19 protein-coding genes are annotated in these 20,854 nt (G+C 70.9%); 7 read left to right on the forward strand and 12 right to left on the reverse strand.

Features of this window, described 5'->3' with window-relative positions:
* Positions 1-59: 59 nt before the first annotated feature.
* Both nusA and A4X16_RS00905 read right to left on the reverse strand, forming a co-directional pair.
* Positions 60-1,043 (reverse strand): transcription termination factor NusA, encoded by a 984-nt coding sequence (gene nusA, locus A4X16_RS00900; protein WP_067115034.1) that lies wholly within the window; start codon positions 1,041-1,043, stop codon positions 60-62.
* Positions 1,044-1,171: 128 nt separating this feature from the next.
* Entirely contained in the window at positions 1,172-2,212 is a 1,041-nt protein-coding gene (locus A4X16_RS00905) for a TIGR00730 family Rossman fold protein (RefSeq protein ID WP_067115036.1), read from the reverse strand.
* A gap of 93 nt (positions 2,213-2,305) precedes the next feature.
* On the opposite strand from A4X16_RS00905, the gene A4X16_RS00910 reads away from it, so the two are divergent.
* Positions 2,306-2,809 (forward strand): pyridoxamine 5'-phosphate oxidase family protein, encoded by a 504-nt coding sequence (locus A4X16_RS00910; RefSeq protein WP_067115039.1) that lies wholly within the window; start codon positions 2,306-2,308, stop codon positions 2,807-2,809.
* Positions 2,810-2,871: 62 nt separating this feature from the next.
* Here A4X16_RS00910 and A4X16_RS00915 read toward each other — a convergent pair whose 3' ends face one another.
* Together A4X16_RS00915 and A4X16_RS00920 are read right to left on the reverse strand one after the other, a co-directional pair.
* The gene (locus A4X16_RS00915) at positions 2,872-4,629 is read right to left on the reverse strand and encodes a proline--tRNA ligase (protein ID WP_067115041.1); all 1,758 of its coding nucleotides are present in this window, start codon (positions 4,627-4,629) and stop codon (positions 2,872-2,874) included.
* Between the two features lie 44 nt (positions 4,630-4,673).
* Positions 4,674-5,444: an isocitrate lyase/PEP mutase family protein gene (locus A4X16_RS00920; RefSeq protein ID WP_067115043.1), complete on the reverse strand. Its 771-nt coding sequence runs from the start codon at positions 5,442-5,444 to the stop codon at positions 4,674-4,676.
* Positions 5,445-5,556: 112 nt separating this feature from the next.
* On the opposite strand from A4X16_RS00920, the gene A4X16_RS00925 reads away from it, so the two are divergent.
* A complete protein-coding gene (locus A4X16_RS00925; protein WP_067115045.1) occupies positions 5,557-6,972 on the forward strand; it encodes an RNB domain-containing ribonuclease in 1,416 nt (471 codons plus the stop codon).
* A gap of 19 nt (positions 6,973-6,991) precedes the next feature.
* Here A4X16_RS00925 and A4X16_RS00930 read toward each other — a convergent pair whose 3' ends face one another.
* Genes A4X16_RS00930 through ispG form a run of 3 tightly spaced genes read right to left on the reverse strand, consistent with a single transcriptional unit; the run spans position 6,992 to position 9,636 of the window.
* A complete protein-coding gene (locus A4X16_RS00930) occupies positions 6,992-7,855 on the reverse strand; it encodes a hypothetical protein (protein WP_067115047.1) in 864 nt (287 codons plus the stop codon).
* Between the two features lie 45 nt (positions 7,856-7,900).
* On the reverse strand, positions 7,901-8,509 hold the full coding sequence (locus A4X16_RS00935; RefSeq protein WP_067115049.1) for an SIMPL domain-containing protein: 609 nt from the start codon (positions 8,507-8,509) through the stop codon (positions 7,901-7,903).
* Positions 8,506-9,636 carry a flavodoxin-dependent (E)-4-hydroxy-3-methylbut-2-enyl-diphosphate synthase gene (ispG, locus tag A4X16_RS00940; RefSeq protein ID WP_067115051.1) on the reverse strand — a complete coding sequence of 377 codons (1,131 nt, stop codon included), beginning with the start codon at positions 9,634-9,636 and terminating at the stop codon, positions 8,506-8,508. Before ispG ends, A4X16_RS00935 begins: the two co-directional genes overlap by 4 nt.
* 240 nt (positions 9,637-9,876) lie before the next feature.
* Here ispG and A4X16_RS00945 point away from each other — a divergent pair, with 240 nt between their 5' ends.
* On the forward strand, positions 9,877-11,760 hold the full coding sequence (locus A4X16_RS00945; protein WP_067115053.1) for a chorismate-binding protein: 1,884 nt from the start codon (positions 9,877-9,879) through the stop codon (positions 11,758-11,760).
* Positions 11,761-11,765: 5 nt separating this feature from the next.
* On the opposite strand, the gene A4X16_RS00950 is transcribed toward A4X16_RS00945, so the two are convergent.
* Entirely contained in the window at positions 11,766-13,082 is a 1,317-nt protein-coding gene (locus A4X16_RS00950; RefSeq protein WP_157559907.1) for a M50 family metallopeptidase, read from the reverse strand.
* A 255-nt stretch (positions 13,083-13,337) separates the two neighbouring features.
* A complete protein-coding gene (locus A4X16_RS17670; protein ID WP_157559908.1) occupies positions 13,338-13,559 on the reverse strand; it encodes a hypothetical protein in 222 nt (73 codons plus the stop codon).
* A 262-nt stretch (positions 13,560-13,821) separates the two neighbouring features.
* Between A4X16_RS17670 and A4X16_RS00960 the strand changes: the two genes are divergently transcribed.
* Together A4X16_RS00960 and A4X16_RS00965 are read left to right on the forward strand one after the other, a co-directional pair.
* The gene (locus tag A4X16_RS00960; RefSeq protein ID WP_067115057.1) at positions 13,822-14,496 is read left to right on the forward strand and encodes a YcnI family copper-binding membrane protein; all 675 of its coding nucleotides are present in this window, start codon (positions 13,822-13,824) and stop codon (positions 14,494-14,496) included.
* 85 nt (positions 14,497-14,581) lie between these two features.
* Positions 14,582-16,204 carry a Mur ligase family protein gene (locus tag A4X16_RS00965; RefSeq protein ID WP_067115059.1) on the forward strand — a complete coding sequence of 541 codons (1,623 nt, stop codon included), beginning with the start codon at positions 14,582-14,584 and terminating at the stop codon, positions 16,202-16,204.
* Between the two features lie 57 nt (positions 16,205-16,261).
* On the opposite strand, the gene dxr is transcribed toward A4X16_RS00965, so the two are convergent.
* Both dxr and A4X16_RS00975 read right to left on the reverse strand, forming a co-directional pair.
* Positions 16,262-17,344 (reverse strand): 1-deoxy-D-xylulose-5-phosphate reductoisomerase, encoded by a 1,083-nt coding sequence (gene dxr, locus A4X16_RS00970; protein ID WP_067115061.1) that lies wholly within the window; start codon positions 17,342-17,344, stop codon positions 16,262-16,264.
* A gap of 37 nt (positions 17,345-17,381) precedes the next feature.
* Positions 17,382-18,365 carry an FKBP-type peptidyl-prolyl cis-trans isomerase gene (locus A4X16_RS00975; protein ID WP_067115063.1) on the reverse strand — a complete coding sequence of 328 codons (984 nt, stop codon included), beginning with the start codon at positions 18,363-18,365 and terminating at the stop codon, positions 17,382-17,384.
* 126 nt (positions 18,366-18,491) lie between these two features.
* Here A4X16_RS00975 and A4X16_RS00980 point away from each other — a divergent pair, with 126 nt between their 5' ends.
* The gene (locus A4X16_RS00980) at positions 18,492-19,271 is read left to right on the forward strand and encodes a lysophospholipid acyltransferase family protein (RefSeq protein ID WP_067115065.1); all 780 of its coding nucleotides are present in this window, start codon (positions 18,492-18,494) and stop codon (positions 19,269-19,271) included.
* A 23-nt stretch (positions 19,272-19,294) separates the two neighbouring features.
* Here the strand turns inward: A4X16_RS00980 and A4X16_RS00985 are convergent, their stop codons facing one another.
* On the reverse strand, positions 19,295-19,786 hold the full coding sequence (locus A4X16_RS00985; protein ID WP_067115067.1) for an OsmC family protein: 492 nt from the start codon (positions 19,784-19,786) through the stop codon (positions 19,295-19,297).
* Between the two features lie 68 nt (positions 19,787-19,854).
* Between A4X16_RS00985 and A4X16_RS00990 the strand changes: the two genes are divergently transcribed.
* A complete protein-coding gene (locus A4X16_RS00990; protein WP_067115069.1) occupies positions 19,855-20,850 on the forward strand; it encodes an asparaginase in 996 nt (331 codons plus the stop codon).
* Positions 20,851-20,854: the final 4 nt, after the last annotated feature.

Consider the following 20,854-nt stretch of genomic DNA (forward strand, 5'->3'; position numbering starts at 1 on the left):
CTTACACCTGTGTTCCCGCTCGACTCGCGCGCACGGCGCGAGTCGAGCCTTCCGGACGATCAGTCCAGGACGCTGTCGGGCTGGATGTCGATCTTCGCACCCGTCAGCTTGGCGGCCAGACGCGCGTTCTGGCCCTCCTTGCCGATCGCGAGCGACAGCTGGTAGTCCGGGACGAGTGCGCGCACGGCCTTCGTGTTCGCGTCGAGGATGAACGAGCTCGTCACCTTGGCGGGCGACAGCGCGTTCGCGACGAAGGCGGCGAGCTCGGGGTCGTGGTCGACGATGTCGATCTTCTCCCCGGCCAGCTCCTCCGTGACCGCACGGACACGGCGGCCCAACTCGCCGATGCACGCGCCCTTGGCGTTGATCGCCGGGTCGTTCGCCCGCACCGCGATCTTGGTGCGGTGGCCCGCCTCGCGGGCGAGGGAGACGATCTCCACGAGACCCGCCGCGATCTCGGGCACCTCCAGCGCGAACAGCTTGCGCACGAGTCCCGGATGCGTGCGGGAGACGGTGATCTGCGGCCCCTTGAGCCCCTTCGCGACGCTGGTCACGTAGACGCGCAGGCGCGAGCCGTGGGCGTACTCCTCACCGGGGACCTGCTCTTCGGGAGGAAGGATCGCCTCGACGGATCCGAGATCGACGTGGATCATCCGCGGGTTCGGGCCCTGCTGGATCATCCCGGCGACGATGTCGCCCTCCTTGCCCTTGAACTCGCCGAGGACCGCATCGTCGGCGATGTCGCGCAGGCGCTGGCTGATGACCTGCTTCGCGGCGAACGCGGCGATGCGCCCGAAGTCGTCGGGGGTCGCGTCCTCCTCGCCGATGATGGCGCCCTCGTCGTCCTTGACGACCTGCAGCACGGCGACATGGCCGGTCCGACGGTCGAGGTCGACGCGCACGCCCTCCGGCGTGGCGCCGTCGGCGGACACGTGCTTCGAGTAGGCCGTCAGGATGGCCTGCTCGATGATCGAGACGAGCTCGTCGAACGGGATCGCCTTCTCCTTCTCGATCCCACGCAGCAGACTCAGTTCGATATCCATGACGACTCCCTATTCAGCTCTCGTCGCGCGGATGTGCACGCACGACATCCGTACAACGATACCCTGCGCCGTAGGCCGCTGCCACGACGAGGACCGCCTCGCGGGCATCTCCGTGCCGTCGCGCGGCGTCAGACGGCGGGAGCGGACTCCAGCGCGTTGATCGCCCCGATCAGGCGGAACAGCTCGCCGACCCGCCGTTGATCCAGGTGCAGCGCCAACCTCGGGAGATGCAGGAGCTCGTCGTCCGCGACCTCGGGCTGGCGCGGTGCCGTGCGGTGGATGCTGCCGCTGGACAGCATCGTGCCGAACCGGTCGTTGAGATCCGCGATCTCGTCGTCGGTGGGCTCCGCACGGAGACGCAGGATCAGCGTGTCCCCCACCCACCGCAGGGAGTCGTAGTTCCGCCAGAAGCCGGCGATCTCGGCCCTGGCCGCCTCGACGGAGTCCGTCACGACGACGCGGTCGAAGTCGCCGGGAGAGATGACGCCGGTCGGCTCGAGCGACTGGTCGATGAACGCCTTCAGCCCGCTCCAGAAGGTGCCGCCGCGCTGATCCAGCAGCACGATCGGAGTGGGCTCGGCCTTGCCCGTCTGCTGGAGGGTCAGCAGCTCGAACATCTCGTCCAGCGTGCCGAAGCCGCCGGGAAGGCAGATGAACCCGCTCGACTCCTTGATGAGCATGAGCTTGCGGGTGAAGAAGTACTTCATCGCGACGACGTGGTCGCTGCCCTGGATGAGGCTGTTCGCCTTCTCCTCGAACGGCAGCCTGATCGACACCCCGAGCGACAGCGCGGGGCCCGCTCCCTCCGCGGCCGCCTGCATGATGCCGGGGCCCGCGCCGGTGACGACCATCCAGCCGTCGGCGGCCAGCGCGGCGGCGACGTCGCGCGCCTGCAGGTAGAGCGGGTCGTCCTGCCGGGTGCGGGCGGAGCCGAAGACCGTCACCTTCGGAACGCCGTGGAACGGCGCGAAGAGCCGGAAGGCATCGCGCATCTCGGCGAGCGCGGCGGATGCGATCTTGAGGTCGAGCCGCCCGGTGCCGTCCTCGCCGAGCAGGATCGCGGTGCGCATCAGACGCATCACGAGCCGCCTGTCGGTGCGCACGCCCGCCTCGTCGAGGACGGTGTTGATCTCGGCGCTCAGCGCCTCCGGCAGCGGTTCCTCGGTCATGGCACCAGCGTCGCATGTCCTGGCCGTCGATCACCACTCCACGCCGGTGTCAACGCCCATGACGCCCGGCCCGGATGAGCGCATCATGGCCCCATGACGGAGATCACAGGACCCGAAGCGCTCGTGCGCGTCAAGGAGCTGGTGGAGGACATCGACTTCACGATGCTGACCACCCGCGACGACGCGGAGAACCTCGTGAGCAGACCGATGTCGACACGGCAGATGGACGACGCCGGCGACATCTGGTTCTTCACGGCCGAGGACACCGAGAAGGTCGAGGAGGCCCGCCATCACCATCAGGTCGGCCTGTCGTACTGCGATGCCAAGGGCATGCGCTACGTCTCGGTCGCCGGGAACGCGAGCATCGTCCACGACCGCAGCAAGATGGAGGAGCTGTACTCCCCCTCCTTGGACATCTGGTTCACGGACGGTCTCGACACCCCCGGCATCGCGCTCCTGAAGGTCACGCCGACCGTCGCGGAGTTCTGGGAGCCGGCCAAGGGCAAGGTCGCGCTGGCCGCGGGTGCGCTCAAGGCCCTGGTGACGCACGACACCCCTGACGACGACACCATGCACCACGGCTACATCGTCTGCTGACGTCACTCCCCCGCAGAACGCCGCGCACCCCGGGAGGGATGCGCGGCGTTCGGGAGCAGGCGTCAGCGGCTGGTCAGGCGCTCGACGGCCTCTGCGATCGAGACCGAGTCGCGGTCTCCTGTGGCGCGGTCCCAGAGCTCGACCTGGCCGTCGGCCGCTCCGCGCCCGACGATCACGATCTTCGGGATGCCGACGAGCTCGGCGTCGCCGAACTTCACGCCGGGAGACACCTTCGGGCGGTCGTCGTACAGCACGTCGAGCCCGGAGGCCTCGAGCTGCGCCGACAGCTCGGAGGCGACGTCGAACGCCGCCTGATCGCGACCGGCGGCCACGACCTGCACGTCGAACGGGGCGACGGATGCCGGCCAGATGAGACCCTTGTCGTCGTTGTTCAGCTCCGCGATGATCGCGAGGATGCGGGTCACGCCGATGCCGTACGAGCCCATCGTGACGGTGACGAGCTTGCCGTTCTCGTCGAGGACCTTGAGTCCGAGGGCTTCGGCGTACTTGCGACCGAGCTGGAAGACATGGCCGATCTCCATGCCGCGCGCGAGCTCGACGGGTCCTGATCCGTCCGGCGCGGGATCCCCGGCACGGACGTTCGCGATCTCGACGACGCCGTCCGCGAAGAAGTCGCGTCCGGCGACCACGGAGTGCGCGTGCTTCTGGTCGATGTTCGCCCCGGTGATCCAGCTGGTGCCCTCGCCGACGCGCGGGTCGACCAGGTAGCGGATGCCGGTCGCCGACTCCTCGCCGAGCACCGCGCCGGTGGGCGACCACGGGCCGATGTAGCCCTTCACGAGGAGCGGGTTGGCCTCGAAGTCGTCCGGGGTCGCGGTCGCCACCTCGGCCGGCGCGAAGGCCACCTCGGCGCGCTTCTCGTCGACCTCGCGGTCGCCGGGGATGCCGACGACGACGAGCTCACGGGTGCCGTCGAGGTGCGTCAGCGCGAGGACGACGTTCTTGAGCGTGTCCGCCGCCGTGTAGTCGCCGTCCAGGTGCGCGTTCGAGTGCGCGACCAGCGTCTCGATCGTCGGCGTGTCCGGCGAGTCGAACACGACCGGCGACGCCTCGGAGTCGAAGGCGATCGCGTCGGGCACCGCTGTGGTGAAGGCCTCGACGTTGGCGGCGTAGCCGCCGGCGCTGCGGACGAACGTGTCCTCGCCGACAGGGGTCGGGTGCAGGAACTCCTCGCTGCGGGATCCGCCCATCGCCCCGGCATCAGCCTGGACGATCGCGTACTCGAGGCCTAGCCGCTGGAAGATGCGCTCGTACGCGTCGCGCTGCGCCTGGTAGCTCGCGTCGAGCCCGGCGTCCGAGGAGTCGAAGGAGTAGGCGTCCTTCATCGTGAACTCGCGACCGCGGAGCAGTCCGGCGCGCGGACGCGCCTCGTCGCGGTACTTGTCCTGGATCTGATAGATCGTGAGCGGCAGATCCTTGTACGACGAGTAGAGGTCCTTCACGAGCAGCGTGAAGGCCTCCTCGTGCGTCGGGGCGAGCAGATAGTCGCCGCCCTTGCGGTCCTGGAGGCGGAACAGCAGATCGCCGTACTCCTCCCACCGACCGGTCGCCTCGTACGCCTCGCGGGGCATGAGCGCCGGGAAGTGCACCTCCTGCGCGCCTGCGGCGGACATCTCCTCACGGACGACCGCCTCGATCCGCGCCTTCACGCGCAGGCCGAGCGGCAGCCAGGCGAAGATGCCGGCGGCCTGCGGCCGGATGTATCCCGCACGGATGAGCAGCTTGTGGCTCGCGACCTCTGCACCTGCAGGGTCTTCGCGGAGCGTACGGAGGAAGAAGTTGGAGAGACGAGTGACCACGGGCCCAGTCTACTGACCGGTGGTCACCCGCCTTCACGTCGGTCTCAGTTGAGCGCGGGCAGTCCGTCGGGGATCACACCGCCGGCGTACAGGCTCGCCGCGAGCTCCTGCACGGCCGTGAGCGCGACCCGCTGCGGGAGCGGACCGTAGGAGATGCGGGTGACGCCGAGCTTCTCGTACTCCGATGCGGCGAGCGCGCCGGGGAGGCCGATCACGCTGACCTTGCCCTCGCCGATGCCCTCGACGAGCTGGCGCGTGACGGTGGCATCGAGGATCCCCGGGACGAAGACCGCCGTCGCCCCCGCGTCGAGGAAGGCGCGACCGCGCTGGATCGCGTCCGCGACACTCTCGGCGACGGGCCGGTGGCCGGCCCGGACGAAGGCGTCGGTGCGGGCGTTGAGCGCGAAGGGCACGCCCTCCGCCTCGGCCGCCCTCACGATCGACTCGACGACCGCGACGGAGTCGTCGAGGGGCTTGAGGCGGTCTTCGACGTTCGCGCCGACGACTCCCGCGGCGATCGCGAGGCGGGTGGTCTCCCCCGCGTCGTCGTACCCGTCGTCGAGGTCGGCGGTGACGGGCACCGACACCGATGCCGCGATGCGTCCGACCATGTCGATCATCACCTCGCGCGGGATCGTCCCGTCGTCGTATCCGAAGGACGCGGCGATGCCGTGCCCCGCGGTCGCGATCGCGGTCGTCTCCGGCAGCGCGGCGAGGGCGCGGGCGGACACGACGTCCCACACGTTCACGACGCGGAGGATCTCGGGGGCTTCGTACAGTCCGATGAGGGTCTTGGCCTTGTCAGCAGTGGTCATGTCCCCACGCTAACGCGCGCGGCGATCCGCCGGGCCGGAGTGACGCGTCGGATCGGATGCGCATCCCGTCGGCGCCGAGCCGCCGCGCCTCCGGGCACCCTAGTGTGGGCGTATGCTCCAGCGCCGATCCCGCGTCGCCCCGTCCGCCGCACAGACCGAGCTGGCCGCGGCCCTGGCCGCGCTGCGCGACGACCTCGACGCCCCAGCCGACTTCCCCGTCGACGTCCTCGAGGAGGCGGAGGCCGCCCAGGCTCCGGTGCCCGACCTCGACCTGCGGCACGTGCCGTTCGCGACTCTCGATCCTCCGGGATCCCGTGACCTCGATCAGGCGTTCCACCTCGAGCGGAGCGGTACCGGCTACACCGTCCGCTACGCGATCGCGGACGTCCCCGCCTTCGTCGTCGCGGGGGGCGCGGTCGACGCCGAGGCGCGCCGGCGCGGACAGACGCTCTACGCGGCGGACGGCAGGATCCCGCTGCATCCGGCCGTGCTCAGCGAGGATCGCGCCTCCCTGCTGCCGGGGGCGGAGCGTCCGGCGCTGGTGTGGACCTTCGACCTCGACGACGCCGGCTCGGTGGCGGACCTCCGGCTCGAGCGCGCGCTGATCCGGTCGCGCGCGCAGCTCGACTACGCGAGCACCCAGGCGGCACTCGACCGGGGCGACGAGGGCCCCGCGTCGCTCCTGCCCGAGATCGGCGCCCTCCGCGTCGACCTGGAGCGCCTCCGAGGCGGCGCGAGCCTGAACCTCCCGGACGAGGAGGTCGTGCGCACGCCGGACGGCGGGTACGCGATCGAGCGCCGCCATCCGCTTCCCGTCGAGGAGTGGAACGCGCAGCTCTCGCTCATGACGGGCATGGCGGCCGCCTCCCTCATGCTCGACGCACGGGTCGGGATCCTCCGGACGATGCCGCAGCCGGACGAGGCCGCGTTCGCCGCGTTCCGGCTGCAGACCGAGGCGCTCGGCCGCCCGTGGACATCGGGCAGATACGGCGACTACCTGCGGGGGCTCGAGCGCGCGGACCCGATGACGCTGCCGGTCCTCGAGGCCGCAGCCTCGCTCTTCCGTGGAGCCGGGTACCTGACGTTCGACGGCGCGGTGCCGGACGACACGGTGCAGGCGGCCATCGCGGCGCCGTATGCGCACGCCACCGCCCCGTTGCGCCGTCTGGTCGACCGGTGGACCCTGGCGATCTGCCTCGCGGCCGCCGAGGGCCGTGAGGCTCCGGAGTGGGCGCGGGACTCGCTGGCGGAGCTGCCCGCGCTCATGCAGTCGTCCGCGCAGCGCGCCTCGAGGCTCGACACGGCGACCGTCGATGCCGTCGAGGCCGCGCTCGTCACCCCGCTGGTGGGGACGACCGTGCAGGCGACCGTGATCGAGGTGCGCGGTGAGCGCGCGACCGTCCAGCTGTCCGAGCCCGCAGTCACGGCGTCGTCGCCTGTGCCGCCCGGCACGGCTGCCGGCGCGTCGGTGCCGCTGCGGGTGGTGCGAGCCGACGTCGGACGCGGAGAGATCGAGTTCGCGATCTGACCCGTCGGCGCGTCGACGCTCAGGCCGCAGGACTCGCCGTCGTCGTCATGACCAGCAGCTGAGGATCGGTGAGATCGAGCGCGACCTCGATCGACAGAAAATCGGACAGGGACGGCGTGTGCGTGCCGCCGCACAGGATCTCGGCCGTCCCCTCGGCGAGCTCGCAGCGCCAGCGGCGCCGGTCGACGATCGTCGGCCCCTCGGCGAGAACCTCGCTCGACACCGCCGAGGCGACCCAGTCGCGAAGTCGAGCGTTGATCGCTTCTGTGCGGTCGGCCAGCGTCGCCGCGAACGACTCGGTGTCGAAGCCTGCCCGACGCAGGCTCTTGCCCAGCCGGTACTCATCGACGGCGCCGTCCTCGTGGATCCGGCTGGTCTGGTTTGCGCGACCCTCGAAGTCGGGGGTGCCCAGCGCGTCGACGCCCGGGTCCTTGCGCCAGAGATCGGCGACGGCGAGGTCGAGCGCGAGCGACGCGAGGTGGCATGCGGTGTGCCCCCGGCTCAGACCCGCGCGCCGGGCTTCGTCGACGGCCAGATCGACCGGCGCGCCCTCGACGAGCCAGGAGGGAGCGGGACCGTCGATCGGGTGCGCGACGAGCCAGGTCCACCCCTCGACGCCGCGCTTGACCGGGATGTCCGTGCCGACGGCGAACACCCCGTCGTCGGAGACGGCTGCCATGACCGCCTCGCGCACCCGCACCGACTCGGTCCCGGACGAGATCGTGCCGCTGTCGCCCGGCTGGTCGGGCCAGGTGTGATCGACCGGGTGGAAGGGAGTCGCCTCGACGACGACCAGAGCGCCCTGGTCGCCCTCCTCGATGCGGACGACGGAGCTCGCGCCGCGGACGGCGCCGGATGCGAACGAGACGACGGTGGCGGGCATGGCTCTCCTCGGTATGCGGGCGGGTCGGGATGCGGGCGGACCCGGTCAGTTCGTGTCGTACTCGCCGCTGACGGCGACGGCCACGGTGATCTCAGGAACGGTGAGCTCCTCGCGCGCGCCGCCCTGCGAGCCGCGAATGGCGGGCGATCCGGACGTCGGCGACTCCCGCAGGATCGCCACGTCCGTCACGGCGACTCCGAGCGCCGCGGCGAAGTCGTCGGCTTTCGCACGGGCGTCGCGCACGGCCGCTGTCCGCAGCTCCCGCGTCACACCGTCTCTCGTCGCCTCCGTGAGGGCCCAGGCCGTCGACACGGTCGCGCCGAGCGCGCTCAGCTCGGCGACCACATCGGCCACGAGGTCGAGCCGGCCCAGCTTGATGCGCACGGTTCCGCTCGTGACGTGATCCCGGTGCTGTGCGCCGTCCTTGTCGGTCCACACCCGGACGCGCGTGGTCAGGACGTCGATCGAATGCCAGGTGGCCGCGCCGGTCCCGCGCAGCACGACGGCGCGCTCGGCGATCCGGGCGTGGGCGGACTCGCCGAGGGCCATCGACTGGTCGCGCTGGGGGTGCGCCATGGCCACGGTGGCGGTCAGCGTCGCGCGCTCAGCGCGGAGGTGCCGCTCGCCGAGGCCGGAGACCGTGATGCGGGTCACGCCGTGACGACCTGAGCCGTGCCCAGCGGTGCCTCCGGTCCCATCTCCGCGGCGATGCGGTTCGCCTCCTCGATGAGCGTGGAGACGATGTCGGCCTCGGGCACGGTCTTGATGACCTCTCCCTTGACGAAGATCTGGCCCTTGCCATTGCCGGATGCGACGCCGAGATCGGCTTCACGCGCCTCGCCGGGTCCGTTCACGACGCAGCCCATGACGGCGACGCGCAGCGGCACGGTCATGTCCTTGAGCCCCTCCGTGACGTCCTCCGCCAGCGTGTAGACGTCGACCTGCGCGCGTCCGCACGACGGGCACGACACGATCTCGAGCTTGCGCTCGCGGAGGTTGAGCGACTGCAGGATCTGGTGCCCGACCTTGACCTCCTCGGCGGGCGGAGCCGAGAGCGAGACGCGAATGGTGTCGCCGATGCCCTCGCCCAGCAGGATGCCGAACGCCGTGGCGCTCTTGATCGTGCCCTGGAACGCGGGGCCCGCCTCGGTCACTCCGAGGTGCAGCGGCCAGTCGCCCCGCTCGGCGAGCTGGCGGTACGCCTTCACCATGACGATCGGGTCGTTGTGCTTGACCGAGATCTTGAAGTCGTGGAAGTCGTGCTCCTCGAACAGCGAGGCCTCCCACACCGCGCTCTCGACGAGCGCCTCGGGGGTCGCCTTGCCGTACTTCTCCAGGAGACGACGGTCGAGAGAGCCGGCGTTGACGCCGATGCGCAGAGAGACGCCGGCATCCTTCGCCGCCTTGGCGATCTCGCCGACCTGGTCGTCGAACTTGCGGATGTTGCCGGGATTGACGCGCACGGCGGCGCAGCCGGCGTCGATCGCCTGGAACACGTACTTCGGCTGGAAGTGGATGTCGGCGATGACGGGGATCTGGCTCTTCTTCGCGATGATGTGCAGCACGTCGGCGTCGTCCTGCGACGGCACGGCGACGCGCACGATCTCGCAGCCCGATGCCGTGAGCTCGGCGATCTGCTGGAGCGTGCCGTTGATGTCCGTCGTCTTCGTGGTCGTCATGGACTGCACGCTCACGGGGGCATCGCCGCCCACGAGGACCTTGCCCACCTTGATCTGACGTGACTTGCGACGAGGGGCGAGGACTTCGGGGATCTTCGGCATCCCGATATTCACTGCTGGCACACCCTCAGCCTACGCCGCCAGGATGCACGCGGGCTGGATGTCACCCCCGCGTCACGCTCCGTTTCCGCAGACCGCCGGTGTGATAGTTTCGGCCCATGCTCGCGAACCTCACCTGGTGGCCCGCCTCCTAGGCGGTGTGTTCGCGTTCCCACGAATCCAGACCGCCTCCGGGGCGGTCTTTTCGTTGAGCCGAGCCGGAGCCACGCACAGGAGACCCCGATGACCCTCACCCGCCTCGCCGAGCTCACCGCAGACCCCACGGCGTCGTTCGTGCTCATCGCCCGCGACGGGGCCGACACCGTCGAGCTGCTCTCCGGCGACGTCACCGATGTGGAGCTCCTCGCCGACATCCCCCTCGACGCCGGAGGCATCGCGCGCGAGGTCTTCGCGATGGTGCCCTACCGGCAGGTGCGCGAGCGCGGCTTCGTGGCGCAGGACGACGGGGCGCCGCTGCGGTGCGTCGTGGTCGACGAGCACCTCCACCTGCCGACGGCCGACCTGCTGGCGCAGCTCCCCGACGCGGCCGTTCCTCTGCGCGACGGCGGCTTCGACATCGCCGACGACGAGTACGCGGCCATCGTCGAGCGGGTCATCGCCGACGAGATCGGGCGCGGCGAAGGCGCGAACTTCGTCATCCGGCGCGACTACACCGCGGAGATCGACGTCGACGACCGCACGGCCGCGCTCACCTGGTTCCGTGCCCTGCTGCTGCACGAGCGCGGCGCGTACTGGACGTTCGCCGTCGTCACCCCCGGGCACATCGCGGTGGGCGCCAGCCCCGAGGCCCACGTGGTGGCCCGCGACGGGATCGTCACCATGAACCCGATCTCGGGGACCTTCCGGCACCCCGCGGGAGGCGCGACGAAGGAGACGCTCGTCGGCTTCCTCTCGTCGACCAAGGAGACGGAGGAGCTGTTCATGGTCGTCGACGAGGAGCTCAAGATGATGAGCGCCGTGTGCTCCGACGGCGGGCGGATCACGGGTCCGCATCTGAAGGAGATGTCGCGCCTGACCCACACGGAGTACATGCTCCGCGGACGCAGCCGGTTCGATCCCCGCGACATCCTGCGAGAGACGATGTTCGCGCCGACGGTCACCGGATCCCCCATGCAGAACGCGTGTGCGGTGATCCGGCGTCACGAGACCAAGCCGCGCGGGTACTACTCGGGCGTGGCCGCGCTGTTCACACCGAACGACGACGGCGGCCACGACCTCGACGCGCCCATCCTCATCCGCACGGTGTACCTCCGCGACGGCTCGTTGAACGTGCCGGTCGGAGCGACGCTCGTCCGGCATTCCGACCCGCGCGGCGAGGTCTCGGAGACGCACGGCAAGGCGGCCGGCGTACTGGGCGCGATCGGCGCGATCGACCGCGACGGCGAGGCGGGGACGCGCTCGGATCCGGATGCCCCCGGAGAGCGCCGATCCCTCGCGGGCGACCCCGAGGTCGCCGCCCTCCTGTCCTCCCGCAACGCGCGCCTCGCGGACTTCTGGCTGAACCCTCAGGGCGAGGACCTCACCGGTCCCTTCGCCGGACGGAGCGCCCTGGTCGTGGACGCCGAGGACCGATTCACGACGATGCTCGCGCACCAGCTGCGCCACCTGGGTCTGGATGTGACGATCAGCGGGTGGAGCGCGGTGCAGGACGCGGCGGTCGACGACGCGGACCTCGTCGTCGCCGGACCCGGCCCCGGCGATCCCCGGGACGCCGGCAGCCCGCGCATCGCCCGCATGCGGGAGATCGTCGCCCGCCGCCTCGACGCCGGCGCGCCCCTGCTCGCCGTGTGCCTGAGCCATCAGATCCTCGCGCACCGGCTCGGCATCGAGCTCGCTCCGCTCGCCTCGCCCCATCAGGGTCTGCAGAAGTCAGTGCCGGTCTTCGGGGAGGACGCCTCGATCGGGTTCTACAACACCTTCACGGCGCGGGTCTCGCCCGGGACGACGGACGCGGCCGGTGCCCAGGTGTCCGCGGACGCGGCGAGCGGAGACGTCTACGCGCTGCGCGGCGACCGCTTCGCGTCGATCCAGGGGCACCTGGAATCCATCCTGTCGCGCGACGGCATCCGCACCCTGGAGCGGCTCGTCGAGCACGCCCTGACCTGACCGCGTCAGCCCCCGAGCAGTTTCACCGGGTTGAAGAGGTCGGCCACCAGCAGCAGTGCGCCCATCGCGATGAGGAGCGTGGCGACGACGACGGTGAGCGGCACCAGGCGGGTCGCGTCGACCGGTGCGGGCGGCGGGCGGCGGAAGATCCTCGCCCACGCCCGACGGGTGCCGTCCCACAGCGCCACGACGACGTGACCGCCGTCGAGGGGCAGCAGCGGGATCAGGTTGAAGACGAAGAGGGCGACGTTCAGCGACCCGAGGAGGCCGAGCAGCACCGAGAAGCGGTTGAGGATCGGCGCGTCCGTGGCGGCGACCTCTCCCGCGAGGCGACCGACGCCGACCACGCTCAGCGGACCGTTGGGATCGCGCTCCCCGCCGGTGACCAGCGAGACGCCGACATCCCACAGTCGCGCGGGCAGCGTGACGATCAGCGACGCGACCCGACCGACGGTGTCCGCCGCCATCTGCGGTCCCGCGCTCAGAGGCTGAGGGATGAATGCCATCTGCGCGGCCATCCCGACGTATCCGACGGTCTTCACGACCTGCTCGCCGTCGGAGTCGAGGACGGGCTGGCCGCTCGCGTCCGTGATGGTCCGCTCCGCCTCGATCGGTGTGACGGTGAGACTCTTCTCGACGCCGTCGCGCAGCACGACGACGTCGAGCGCGACCCCCGGTGACGCCTGCACGATCGACGTCGCCTCGGCGAACGTGGACACCGGGGTCCCGTCGATCGACACGAGCACGTCGGCGGGCCTGACGCCCGCCTCGGCAGCCGGAGTGGCGGGGTCGTCGGGCGAGCACTCCGTCGCCGTCGATCCCGCGGGGAGGACGCACTCGTTGACCGAGGCGATCGTCGTGGATCCCTGCTGGACACCGACGCCCGAGACGAGCACCGTGAAGATGACGACGGCGAGCACGAGGTTCATGAGCGGCCCGCCGAGCATGACGATCACGCGCTTCCACACCGGCAGCCGGTAGAAGACGCGGTCCTCGGCGCCCTCGGCGATCGTCTCGTCGTTCGCGGATCTCGCGTCCTGGACCAGGGTGCGGAAGACGCCTCGCGCAGGACCGGCGGTGGTGGACGCGGGATACATGCCCGACATCGAGATGAACCCGCCCAGGGGCAGCAGCTTGAACCCGTACTCCGTCTCCCCGACTCGCTTCGACCAGATCCGCGGACCGAAGCCGATCATGTACTGCCCCACGCGCACGCCGAAGAGCTTCGCGGGCACGAGGTGACCGATCTCGTGCAGGCCGATCGAGAGGCCGAGACCGATCAGCATGAACAGGATGCCACCCAGATACAGCAGGAATTCCACGTGCCTACGGTACTGCCCTCCTGCTAGGAATCAGCCCGGGCGCCCGACGGACGGCGTCGCGCCGACTATTAGGCTGGGAGCGTGACCATCCGGCAGCTGCGACTCCTGCGCGCTGCCGCGGCATCGACAGTGGCCACCGTGCTCGCGGCGGCGTCGCACACGATCGCCGGCGGTGCGGCACCGCATCCGCTGCTCGTGCTCGCCGTCACGGCTCTCCTGATCCCTGCCGCCGCCGCTCTGATCGGGGCGCGCGCGTCACGATCCCGCGTGGCGCTGACGGTGGCGGTCGGCCAGACGGCATTCCACGTCGTCTTCCAGCTGCTCGGCGCCCCCACCGGCATCCGCGCGGTCGCAGGCCACCAGCACCACATCGACGCCGCGTCCTTCGGACCCGTCCTGGAGACGGCCTCGCCCGATGCCCTCATGATCGCCGGGCACGTGGCGGCGGCGGTGCTCACGACGGCCCTGCTCTGGCACGGCGAGTCGATGGTGCTCGCCATCGCGGGATGGATGCGCGCCCGTCTTCTCGTCGCGACGCCCCGCGTGCTCCCCGAGCACCCGCGACCGGCCGCCTTCGCGTCATCCTCCCCCGCCCGGTCGTCGTCGCACTCGCCTCGTCGAGATCCCGCAGAGGGCCTCCCTCGCTCGTCTGATCGCCTCACCGCCCACGGCGGACCCATCATCCGCGGGTCTCCGCGCAGTCGCGCGCGCCCGCACACGAGCATTCAGGAGTTTCACCATGCGTTCCACCATCACCCGTCGCCATCTGACCGCCGGCCTCGTCGGAGGCGCGGTCCTCGCGCTCGCGATCCCCGCCATGGCCAGCGCGCACGTCTCCGTCAGTCCGGACGAACTCGTCGCCGGCGACCACGGCGTCCTCACCTTCTCCTTCGCCCACGGGTGCGAGACGTCGCCCACGACGTCCCTGAAGGTCACGATGCCCGAGGGCCTCGCCTCGGTCGCGCCCACCGCGGACAGCGATTGGACCATCGACATCGAGCGAGGTGACGACGGGCTCGTGAGCGCGGTGACCTACACCGCCCTCGCGCCCGTGCCCAACGACCTCCGAGGCGCCGTGAGCATGGCCGTCGGTCTCGACGAGGACACTCCCGACACCCTCGCCTTCCCGGTGATCCAGACGTGCGTCGAAGGGAGCACGGAATGGACGGAGATCGCCGAGGACGGCCAGGATCCGCACAGTCTCGACGCTCCCGCGCCCGTGGTCACCGTCACCCCGGCATCGCCCGACGCCGGGCACGGCGAGCACGACGCGTCGACCGAGGCGGCGGAGCAGGACCGGGACGCGCCGGTGGCGGCCGCGGATCCGCTGGCGACGACTCTCGGCGCGAGCGGACTGGTCGCCGGCCTCGCCGCGCTCGTGGTGGCCGTCCTCGCCTACCGACGCCGGGCCTGACACACCGAGGCGCGTCCCCGGCTCGACGGCCGGGGACGCGCCGCACCCGGGACCGGGGTACGAGCCGTGAGATCATGGACTCGACATGTCGATTGAACAACAACCGAGCCTGCCTCCCGTGCTCCGCCCCGCGAACCCGCCTCGGCGTGAGCTGTCCGAACTCGCCTCCCGATTCGCGCGCGAGGTGCGCGGCGACGTGACCGGGGTGATCGTCTCCGGCATCACCCTCGCCACCGCCGATCTCCGTGCCGGCGAGGCGTTCGTCGCGATCCGCGGCGTCAATCGCCACGGCGCCGAGTTCGCGGCCGCTGCCGCGGAGAAGGGCGCCGTCGCGGTCATCACGGACGACGCGGGCGCCGCGATCGCCGCGTCGACGGGACTGCCCGTGCTCGTGGTGGACGATCCGCGCGGGAGCCTCGGCGCGCTCAGCGCCTGGGTGTACGGGACCGGCGCCGGCGCCCCCCTGCCCACCCTCTTCGCGACCACCGGGACCAACGGCAAGACCAGCGTCTCGCACCTGCTCGAGGGGATCCTCGACCAGCTCGGCGTCGTGACCGGACTCTCCTCGACGGCCGAGCGGCACATCGCGGGAGAGATCATCGTCTCGCGCCTCACGACGCCGGAGGCATCCGAGATGCACGCGCTGCTCGCGCTCATGCGCGAGCGCGAGGTCGAGGCCGTGGCCGTCGAGGTCAGCGCCCAGGCGCTCTCGCGGCATCGTGTGGACGGCATCCGCTTCGACGTCGCCGGCTTCACCAATCTCAGCCACGACCACCTCGACGACTACGCCGACATGGAGGAGTACTTCGAAGCGAAGCTCCCCCTCTTCCGCCCCGATCGCGCGACGCGCGGCGTCGTCTGCATCGACTCCCCCTCGGGTGCCGTCGTCGTCGAGCGCGCCGAGATCCCCGTGGTCACGGTGGGGACCCCGTCGATCGCGGCCGATCCCGAGAGGTCGGCACAGGCCGACTGGGTCGTCGTCATCGACGAGGAACGGACGTCGGGCACCACGTTCACCCTCACCGGCCCGGCCGGCTCGCTCTCGACGACCGTCCCGGTCATCGGACCGCACATGGCGGCCAACGCCGCGCTGGCGATCGTGATGCTCCTCGAGGGCGGCTACGCCTGGGAGCGCATCGTCGAGGCGCTCGCCCGCGACGGCGGCATCCGCGCCCACCTCCCCGGTCGCACCCAGCTCGTCTCGGGCGAGACCGGACCCGCCGTCTTCGTCGACTTCGGGCACTCGCCCGATGCGTTCGAGAAGACCCTTGCGGCCGTGCGTCGAGTGACTCCCGGCAAGGTCCTCATGCTGTTCGGCGCCGACGGCGACCGCGACGCGAGCAAGCGTTTCGACATGGCGCGTACGGCCGTCGAGGGCAGTGACATCCTCGTCGTGACCGATCATCATCCCCGCTTCGAGGACCCCGACTCGATCCGCGCGACCCTCGTCGAGGGGGCGCGCCGAGCGCGACCCGATGCGGAGATCCACGAGTACTCGCCGCCCGAGGCGGCCATCGTCGCCGCGGTCGGGCTCGTGGGCGACGGAGACGCGATCCTGTGGGCCGGTCCGGGGCACCAGGATTACCGCGACATCCGCGGCGTCCGCACGCCCTACTCCGCGCGCGAGCTCGCGAGAAGGGCGCTGCGCGCTGCGGGGTGGCCGGTCCCGGACTCGCGGTGGCCCGTGCCCTACCCCGACGAGGACTGACGCCGCGTCCGGGCGGTCGGGCGGCGGCTCAGCCCGCCCGATCGTCGTGCGCCGCCGTCAGGCCCGGTCGATGAGCCCATCCGCCGTGCGCCGCGCCCACGCCTCGGCGTCGGCCAGAGACTCGACGGTCAACGTCTGCGGGGGTTCGTGGGCGTCGACGACGGCCGCGATCGTGTCGACGATCGCGAGGAACGGGATCCGTCCTTCGTGGAAGGCGATGACGGCCTGCTCGTTGGCCGCGTTGTAGACCGCGGGGAACGTGAATCCGGCACGCCCCACGGCCTTGGCGAGGTCCACAGAGGGGAAGGCGACATCGTCGAGCGGCTCGAACGTCCACGACGAGGCCGTGGTCCAGTCCAGCGGTCGACCGACGCCGCCGACCCGGTTCGGCCAGTCCAGGCCGAGCGAGATGGGCAGGCGCATATCCGGCGGAGACGCCTGCGCGATCGTCGACCCGTCGATGAACTCGGCCATCGAGTGCACGATCGACTGGGGATGCACGACGACCTCGATGTCGTCGTAGGCCACGTCGAAGAGGAGGTGCGCCTCGATGACCTCGAGGCCCTTGTTGACGAGCGTCGCCGAATTCGTGGTGACCATGCGACCCATGTCCCAGGTGGGGTGGGCGAGAGCCTGCTGCGGCGAGACATCGCTCATCTCGTCGCGCGAGCGTCCGCGGAACGGACCGCCCGACGCCGTCACGACCAGGCGTCGCACCTCGGAGTGGGTTCCGCTGCGCAGCGCCTGCGCGAGGGCGGAGTGCTCGGAGTCGACCGGCACGATCTGATCCGGCGCCGCGGCGGCGAGGACGAGCTCGCCGCCGACGATCAGCGACTCCTTGTTGGCGAGCGCGAGGGTGCGACCCGCCTTCAGCGCCGCGAGAGTGGAACCGAGTCCGATCGACCCGGTGATGGCGTTGAGCACGACATCGGCCTCGACATCGCGCACCAGCTGCTCCGCCTGCTCGGCACCCAGCGCCGTGTCCTCGACCTGGAACGCCGCCGCCTGCGCGGCGAGCATCTCGGCGTTGGACCCGGCGGCGAGCCCCACGAGCTCGAACCGCCGCGGATTGGCCCTGATGACGTCGAGCGCCTGGGTGCCGATGGAGCCGGTGGAGCCGAGGACGATGATGCGACGCATGTCGCCAGCCTATGACACGCCCTCGGCTCCGATCGGTTTACTGCGCCTGCTCGATCGGCGTGGTCGCGAGGATGTCGACGACGAACACGAGCGACTCGTTCTGGAGCTCGTTGCCCTCGGACGCCCCGTAGCCGTCCTTCGGGGGCATGGTCACGACGACCTGCGATCCGACCTTCTGCCCTTCGAGCGCGAGGCGGAAGCCCGTGACGACTCCGCTGGTCTGGAACTGGGCGGGTACAGCGCCACGCCCCCAGCTCGAGTCGAACTCGCTGCCGTCGGACCACTTGACGCCGCGGTACTGAACCGTCACCAGATCGCCGGCGCCGACGACGGCTCCCGCGCCCTGCTTCAGCGTCACGACCTCGGTCTCCGCGGGAGCGTCGCCGTCGGGGATCGTGATCGTGGGAGCGCCCTCGTCGTCGAGCTCGACCGCGGGAGCACCCTCGGTCGGCTCGACGTCGGAGCCGGAGGCGATGGTCGGCAGCTGCTCGACGGTCTCGACGTAGAGCACGCTCGGGTTCGCCCCCTCCTGCGCGGCAGGCAGCGTCAGGACGACGCTGGATCCGATCGGGAGGCACTCGGCGGCGACCGTGAACACGGTGGACTGAGTGGGATCGACGATCTGCTGGGGCTGCTGAGTGGGGAGGAGAGCCGACAGCACTCCGTCGGGACCCCGCTCGGACGTGCTGAGCACTTCGTTCGTGGTGGCGTCGACGAGCTGGTAACGGAGCGAGACCAGGTCGCCCGGGAGCACCTCCTCGCCGTCGCCCTCGACGATCACCGAGCGCTCCGCCTGGGCGAGATCGGCGTCGGCCGGGACGGTGACCTTCGCGGCGGAGCCGCTGCCCTCGACCGTGACGGCGTCGGAGCCGGCACCGGAGGGAAGATCGGCGAGGCAGGACGCGTCGGCGGACGGCGAGGGGCTTCCGGACGACTCGGGTGCGGCGTCGCCGGAGCATCCGGCCAGGAACAGGGTCGCCGCGGCGACGGTGGACAGGACGATGAGCGGACGCTTGCGCACAGTGGGACCTCAGGATCGCGGGCGGGACAAACCCCCATCATCCCCCATACCGCTTTGTCCACGCTGGGAGGCGCGCGCCGGAGCTCCATTCCCGTGCCGGCATGGATTCGGGAGTAACCTGCTCTGATGACGTCAGAGCAGTCCGTGGAGCCCGAACCGTCGCCCGCAGAGACTGCGAAACCACGCCATGCCGGCTTCACCTACGCCCTGGGACGCAGTCTCATCAGCGTCCTGGCCCGCACCGTCTACAGACCGCGCATCGAAGGCAGGGAGAACGTCCCGAAGGATGGCGCCGTCATCTTCGCGAGCAATCACCTGTCGTTCATCGACTCGATCGCGATCCCGGTCGCCGCACCGCGGCCCGTGCACTTCCTCGCCAAGTCGAGCTACTTCGAAGGCACCGGAGCACGGGGCTGGCTGAGCCGGACCTTCTTCGAGTCGATCGGCGCGATCCCCGTGCGTCGCGGTGCCGGACAGGCCGCTCTCGACGCGCTCGACCTGCAGCGTCAACTCCTCGATGAGGGGCTCGCGGTCGCTCTGTATCCCGAGGGCACGCGATCCACCGACGGCCGCCTGTACAAGGGCCGCACCGGCGTCGCCTTCCTCGCGCTGCAGACCGGTGCACCGGTGGTGCCGGTCGGCCTCATCGGCACCGACAAGGTCATGCCGGTGGGAGCCAGGGTCCCGACGCTCTCGGAGCGCATCACTGTCCGTTTCGGCGAGCCCATCGATCTCGCCCCGCACGGACCGGCATCGAGCGGTCGCGCGCGTCGGCTCGCGACCGACGAGATCATGGCGGCCATTCACGCACTCTCCGGTCAGGAGCTCGCCGGGACCTACAACGAGGCCCCCGCGCAGGGGACGATCGAGAAGATCAGACAGGCTCTGCCGCACGAGCGCCGCTGAGCGGACCGCCCCTCGCGCCGGGATCAGCGCGTCTGCGCCGTGACCGTGGCCTCGTGCCGCACCGGGAAGTTCATCGAGTTCGCGATGAAGCACCAGTCCCTCGCCTGCGCGTGGGCGCGCTCGGCCGCCTCGATCATCGACGGGTCCTCGACCACCACCTGCGGCCGCAGCATGACCTCGACGAAGGCACCGCCGCCCGCCCCGTTCTCGCGCATCATCCCCGTGGCCGTGTCGCGATAGGAGACGACGACCACGCCGGCCGTCACGCACGCATGCAGGTACGACAGCAGGTGGCACTCCGAGAGCGAGGCCAGGAGCAGGTCCTCGGGGTTCCAACGGCTGGGGTCGCCCCGGAACGGCTTGTCCGATGAGGCGAGGATGTCCGGCTTGCCCTCCACCTCCAGGGTGACGTCGCGCCGGTAGTCGCGGTACCCGCTGGTGCCGCTGCCGCTGTTGCCGGTCCACGTCGAGGTCAGTGCGTAGTGGTGCTCGCCGAGAGCCGCGGAGTTCGCCATCCCTCCAGTCTGCCAGCACCCGGCGACCGAGGCACGGCCGGTCGGGTTTCCGACGGTAGTCTTGCCAGGTGCTGGAAACTCTCACCGTTCAGGATGCCGTGGAACTCGCCGTCGTCGAGCGGAGCGGCTTCGTCGAATCCCGCCACGCCGGCGCTGCGGTCGTGCTGTCGCCGGACGGCGACGTGGTCGCGCGGCACGGGAACGTCGACGCTCTCGTGCTGCCGCGGTCGAGCCTGAAGCCCCTGCAGGCCGTCGCCTGCATCACCGCCGGCGCCGCGCTCGAGGGCGAGCAGCTCGCGCTCTCCACAGCCAGTCACGCCGGCACGGACCGCCATGCCTCGGTGGTGCGGGACATCCTCACCGAGGGCGGTCTGACCGAGGACCACCTGGACTGCCCTCCGGCGTGGCCGACGGACTCCGCGACGCGCGACGAGATGGTCCGTGAGCACGGCCAGCCGGCCAGGCTGCGGATGAACTGCTCGGGGAAGCACGCGGCGATGCTCCGCGCCTGCGTGGCGACGGGCTGGGACACGGCCGGGTATCTCGACCCGGCGCACCCGCTGCAGGTGCACATCCGCGATGTCATCGAGCGACTCGCCGGTGAGAAGGTGGCGCACACCGCGATCGACGGCTGCGGCGCTCCGGTGCACGCGCTCACGCTCACAGGCCTCGCGCGGGCGATCCACCGCATCGGCAGCGCCTCCGATCGTTCGCCGTTCGCGCTGCACCGCGTCGCCGGATCCCTGGTGCGCGCGGTGCGCGAGCACCCGTGGACGATCGACGGGCCCGGTCGCCCCGACACGGTCGCGATCGAGCAGCTCGGAGTGTTCGCGAAGGGCGGCGCGGAGGGCGTGATGGTCATGGTCGCACCGAACGGCACCACCGTCGCGCTCAAGATGCTGGACGGCGGAGCCCGCGCCTCGACGATCGTCGCCGCGACGCTGCTCAGCCGCGCCGGCGCTCTGCGTCAGGATGCTGTCGACTCCGTCGCCGGCGATCTCGCACTGCAGGTTCTCGGCGGTGGACACCCCGTGGGCGGCGTCCGTCCCGGCAGCGGCATCTGACGAC

This window comes from Microbacterium sp. H83, assembly GCF_001650405.1.
GTDB lineage: Bacteria > Actinomycetota > Actinomycetes > Actinomycetales > Microbacteriaceae > Microbacterium.

Excerpts from the sequence above, each read along its gene's own strand:
- nusA (WP_067115034.1), bottom strand. The coding sequence starts at position 1,043 with ATGGATATCGAACTGAGTCTGCTGCGTGGGATCGAGAAGGAGAAGGCG.
- A4X16_RS00905 (WP_067115036.1), bottom strand. The coding sequence starts at position 2,212 with ATGACCGAGGAACCGCTGCCGGAGGCGCTGAGCGCCGAGATCAACACC.
- A4X16_RS00910 (WP_067115039.1), top strand. The coding sequence starts at position 2,306 with ATGACGGAGATCACAGGACCCGAAGCGCTCGTGCGCGTCAAGGAGCTG.
- A4X16_RS00920 (WP_067115043.1), bottom strand. The coding sequence starts at position 5,444 with ATGACCACTGCTGACAAGGCCAAGACCCTCATCGGACTGTACGAAGCC.
- A4X16_RS00925 (WP_067115045.1), top strand. The coding sequence starts at position 5,557 with ATGCTCCAGCGCCGATCCCGCGTCGCCCCGTCCGCCGCACAGACCGAG.
- A4X16_RS00930 (WP_067115047.1), bottom strand. The coding sequence starts at position 7,855 with ATGCCCGCCACCGTCGTCTCGTTCGCATCCGGCGCCGTCCGCGGCGCG.
- ispG (WP_067115051.1), bottom strand. The coding sequence starts at position 9,636 with ATGCCGAAGATCCCCGAAGTCCTCGCCCCTCGTCGCAAGTCACGTCAG.
- A4X16_RS00945 (WP_067115053.1), top strand. The coding sequence starts at position 9,877 with ATGACCCTCACCCGCCTCGCCGAGCTCACCGCAGACCCCACGGCGTCG.
- A4X16_RS00960 (WP_067115057.1), top strand. The coding sequence starts at position 13,822 with ATGCGTTCCACCATCACCCGTCGCCATCTGACCGCCGGCCTCGTCGGA.
- A4X16_RS00965 (WP_067115059.1), top strand. The coding sequence starts at position 14,582 with ATGTCGATTGAACAACAACCGAGCCTGCCTCCCGTGCTCCGCCCCGCG.
- dxr (WP_067115061.1), bottom strand. The coding sequence starts at position 17,344 with ATGCGTCGCATCATCGTCCTCGGCTCCACCGGCTCCATCGGCACCCAG.
- A4X16_RS00980 (WP_067115065.1), top strand. The coding sequence starts at position 18,492 with ATGACGTCAGAGCAGTCCGTGGAGCCCGAACCGTCGCCCGCAGAGACT.
- A4X16_RS00985 (WP_067115067.1), bottom strand. The coding sequence starts at position 19,786 with ATGGCGAACTCCGCGGCTCTCGGCGAGCACCACTACGCACTGACCTCG.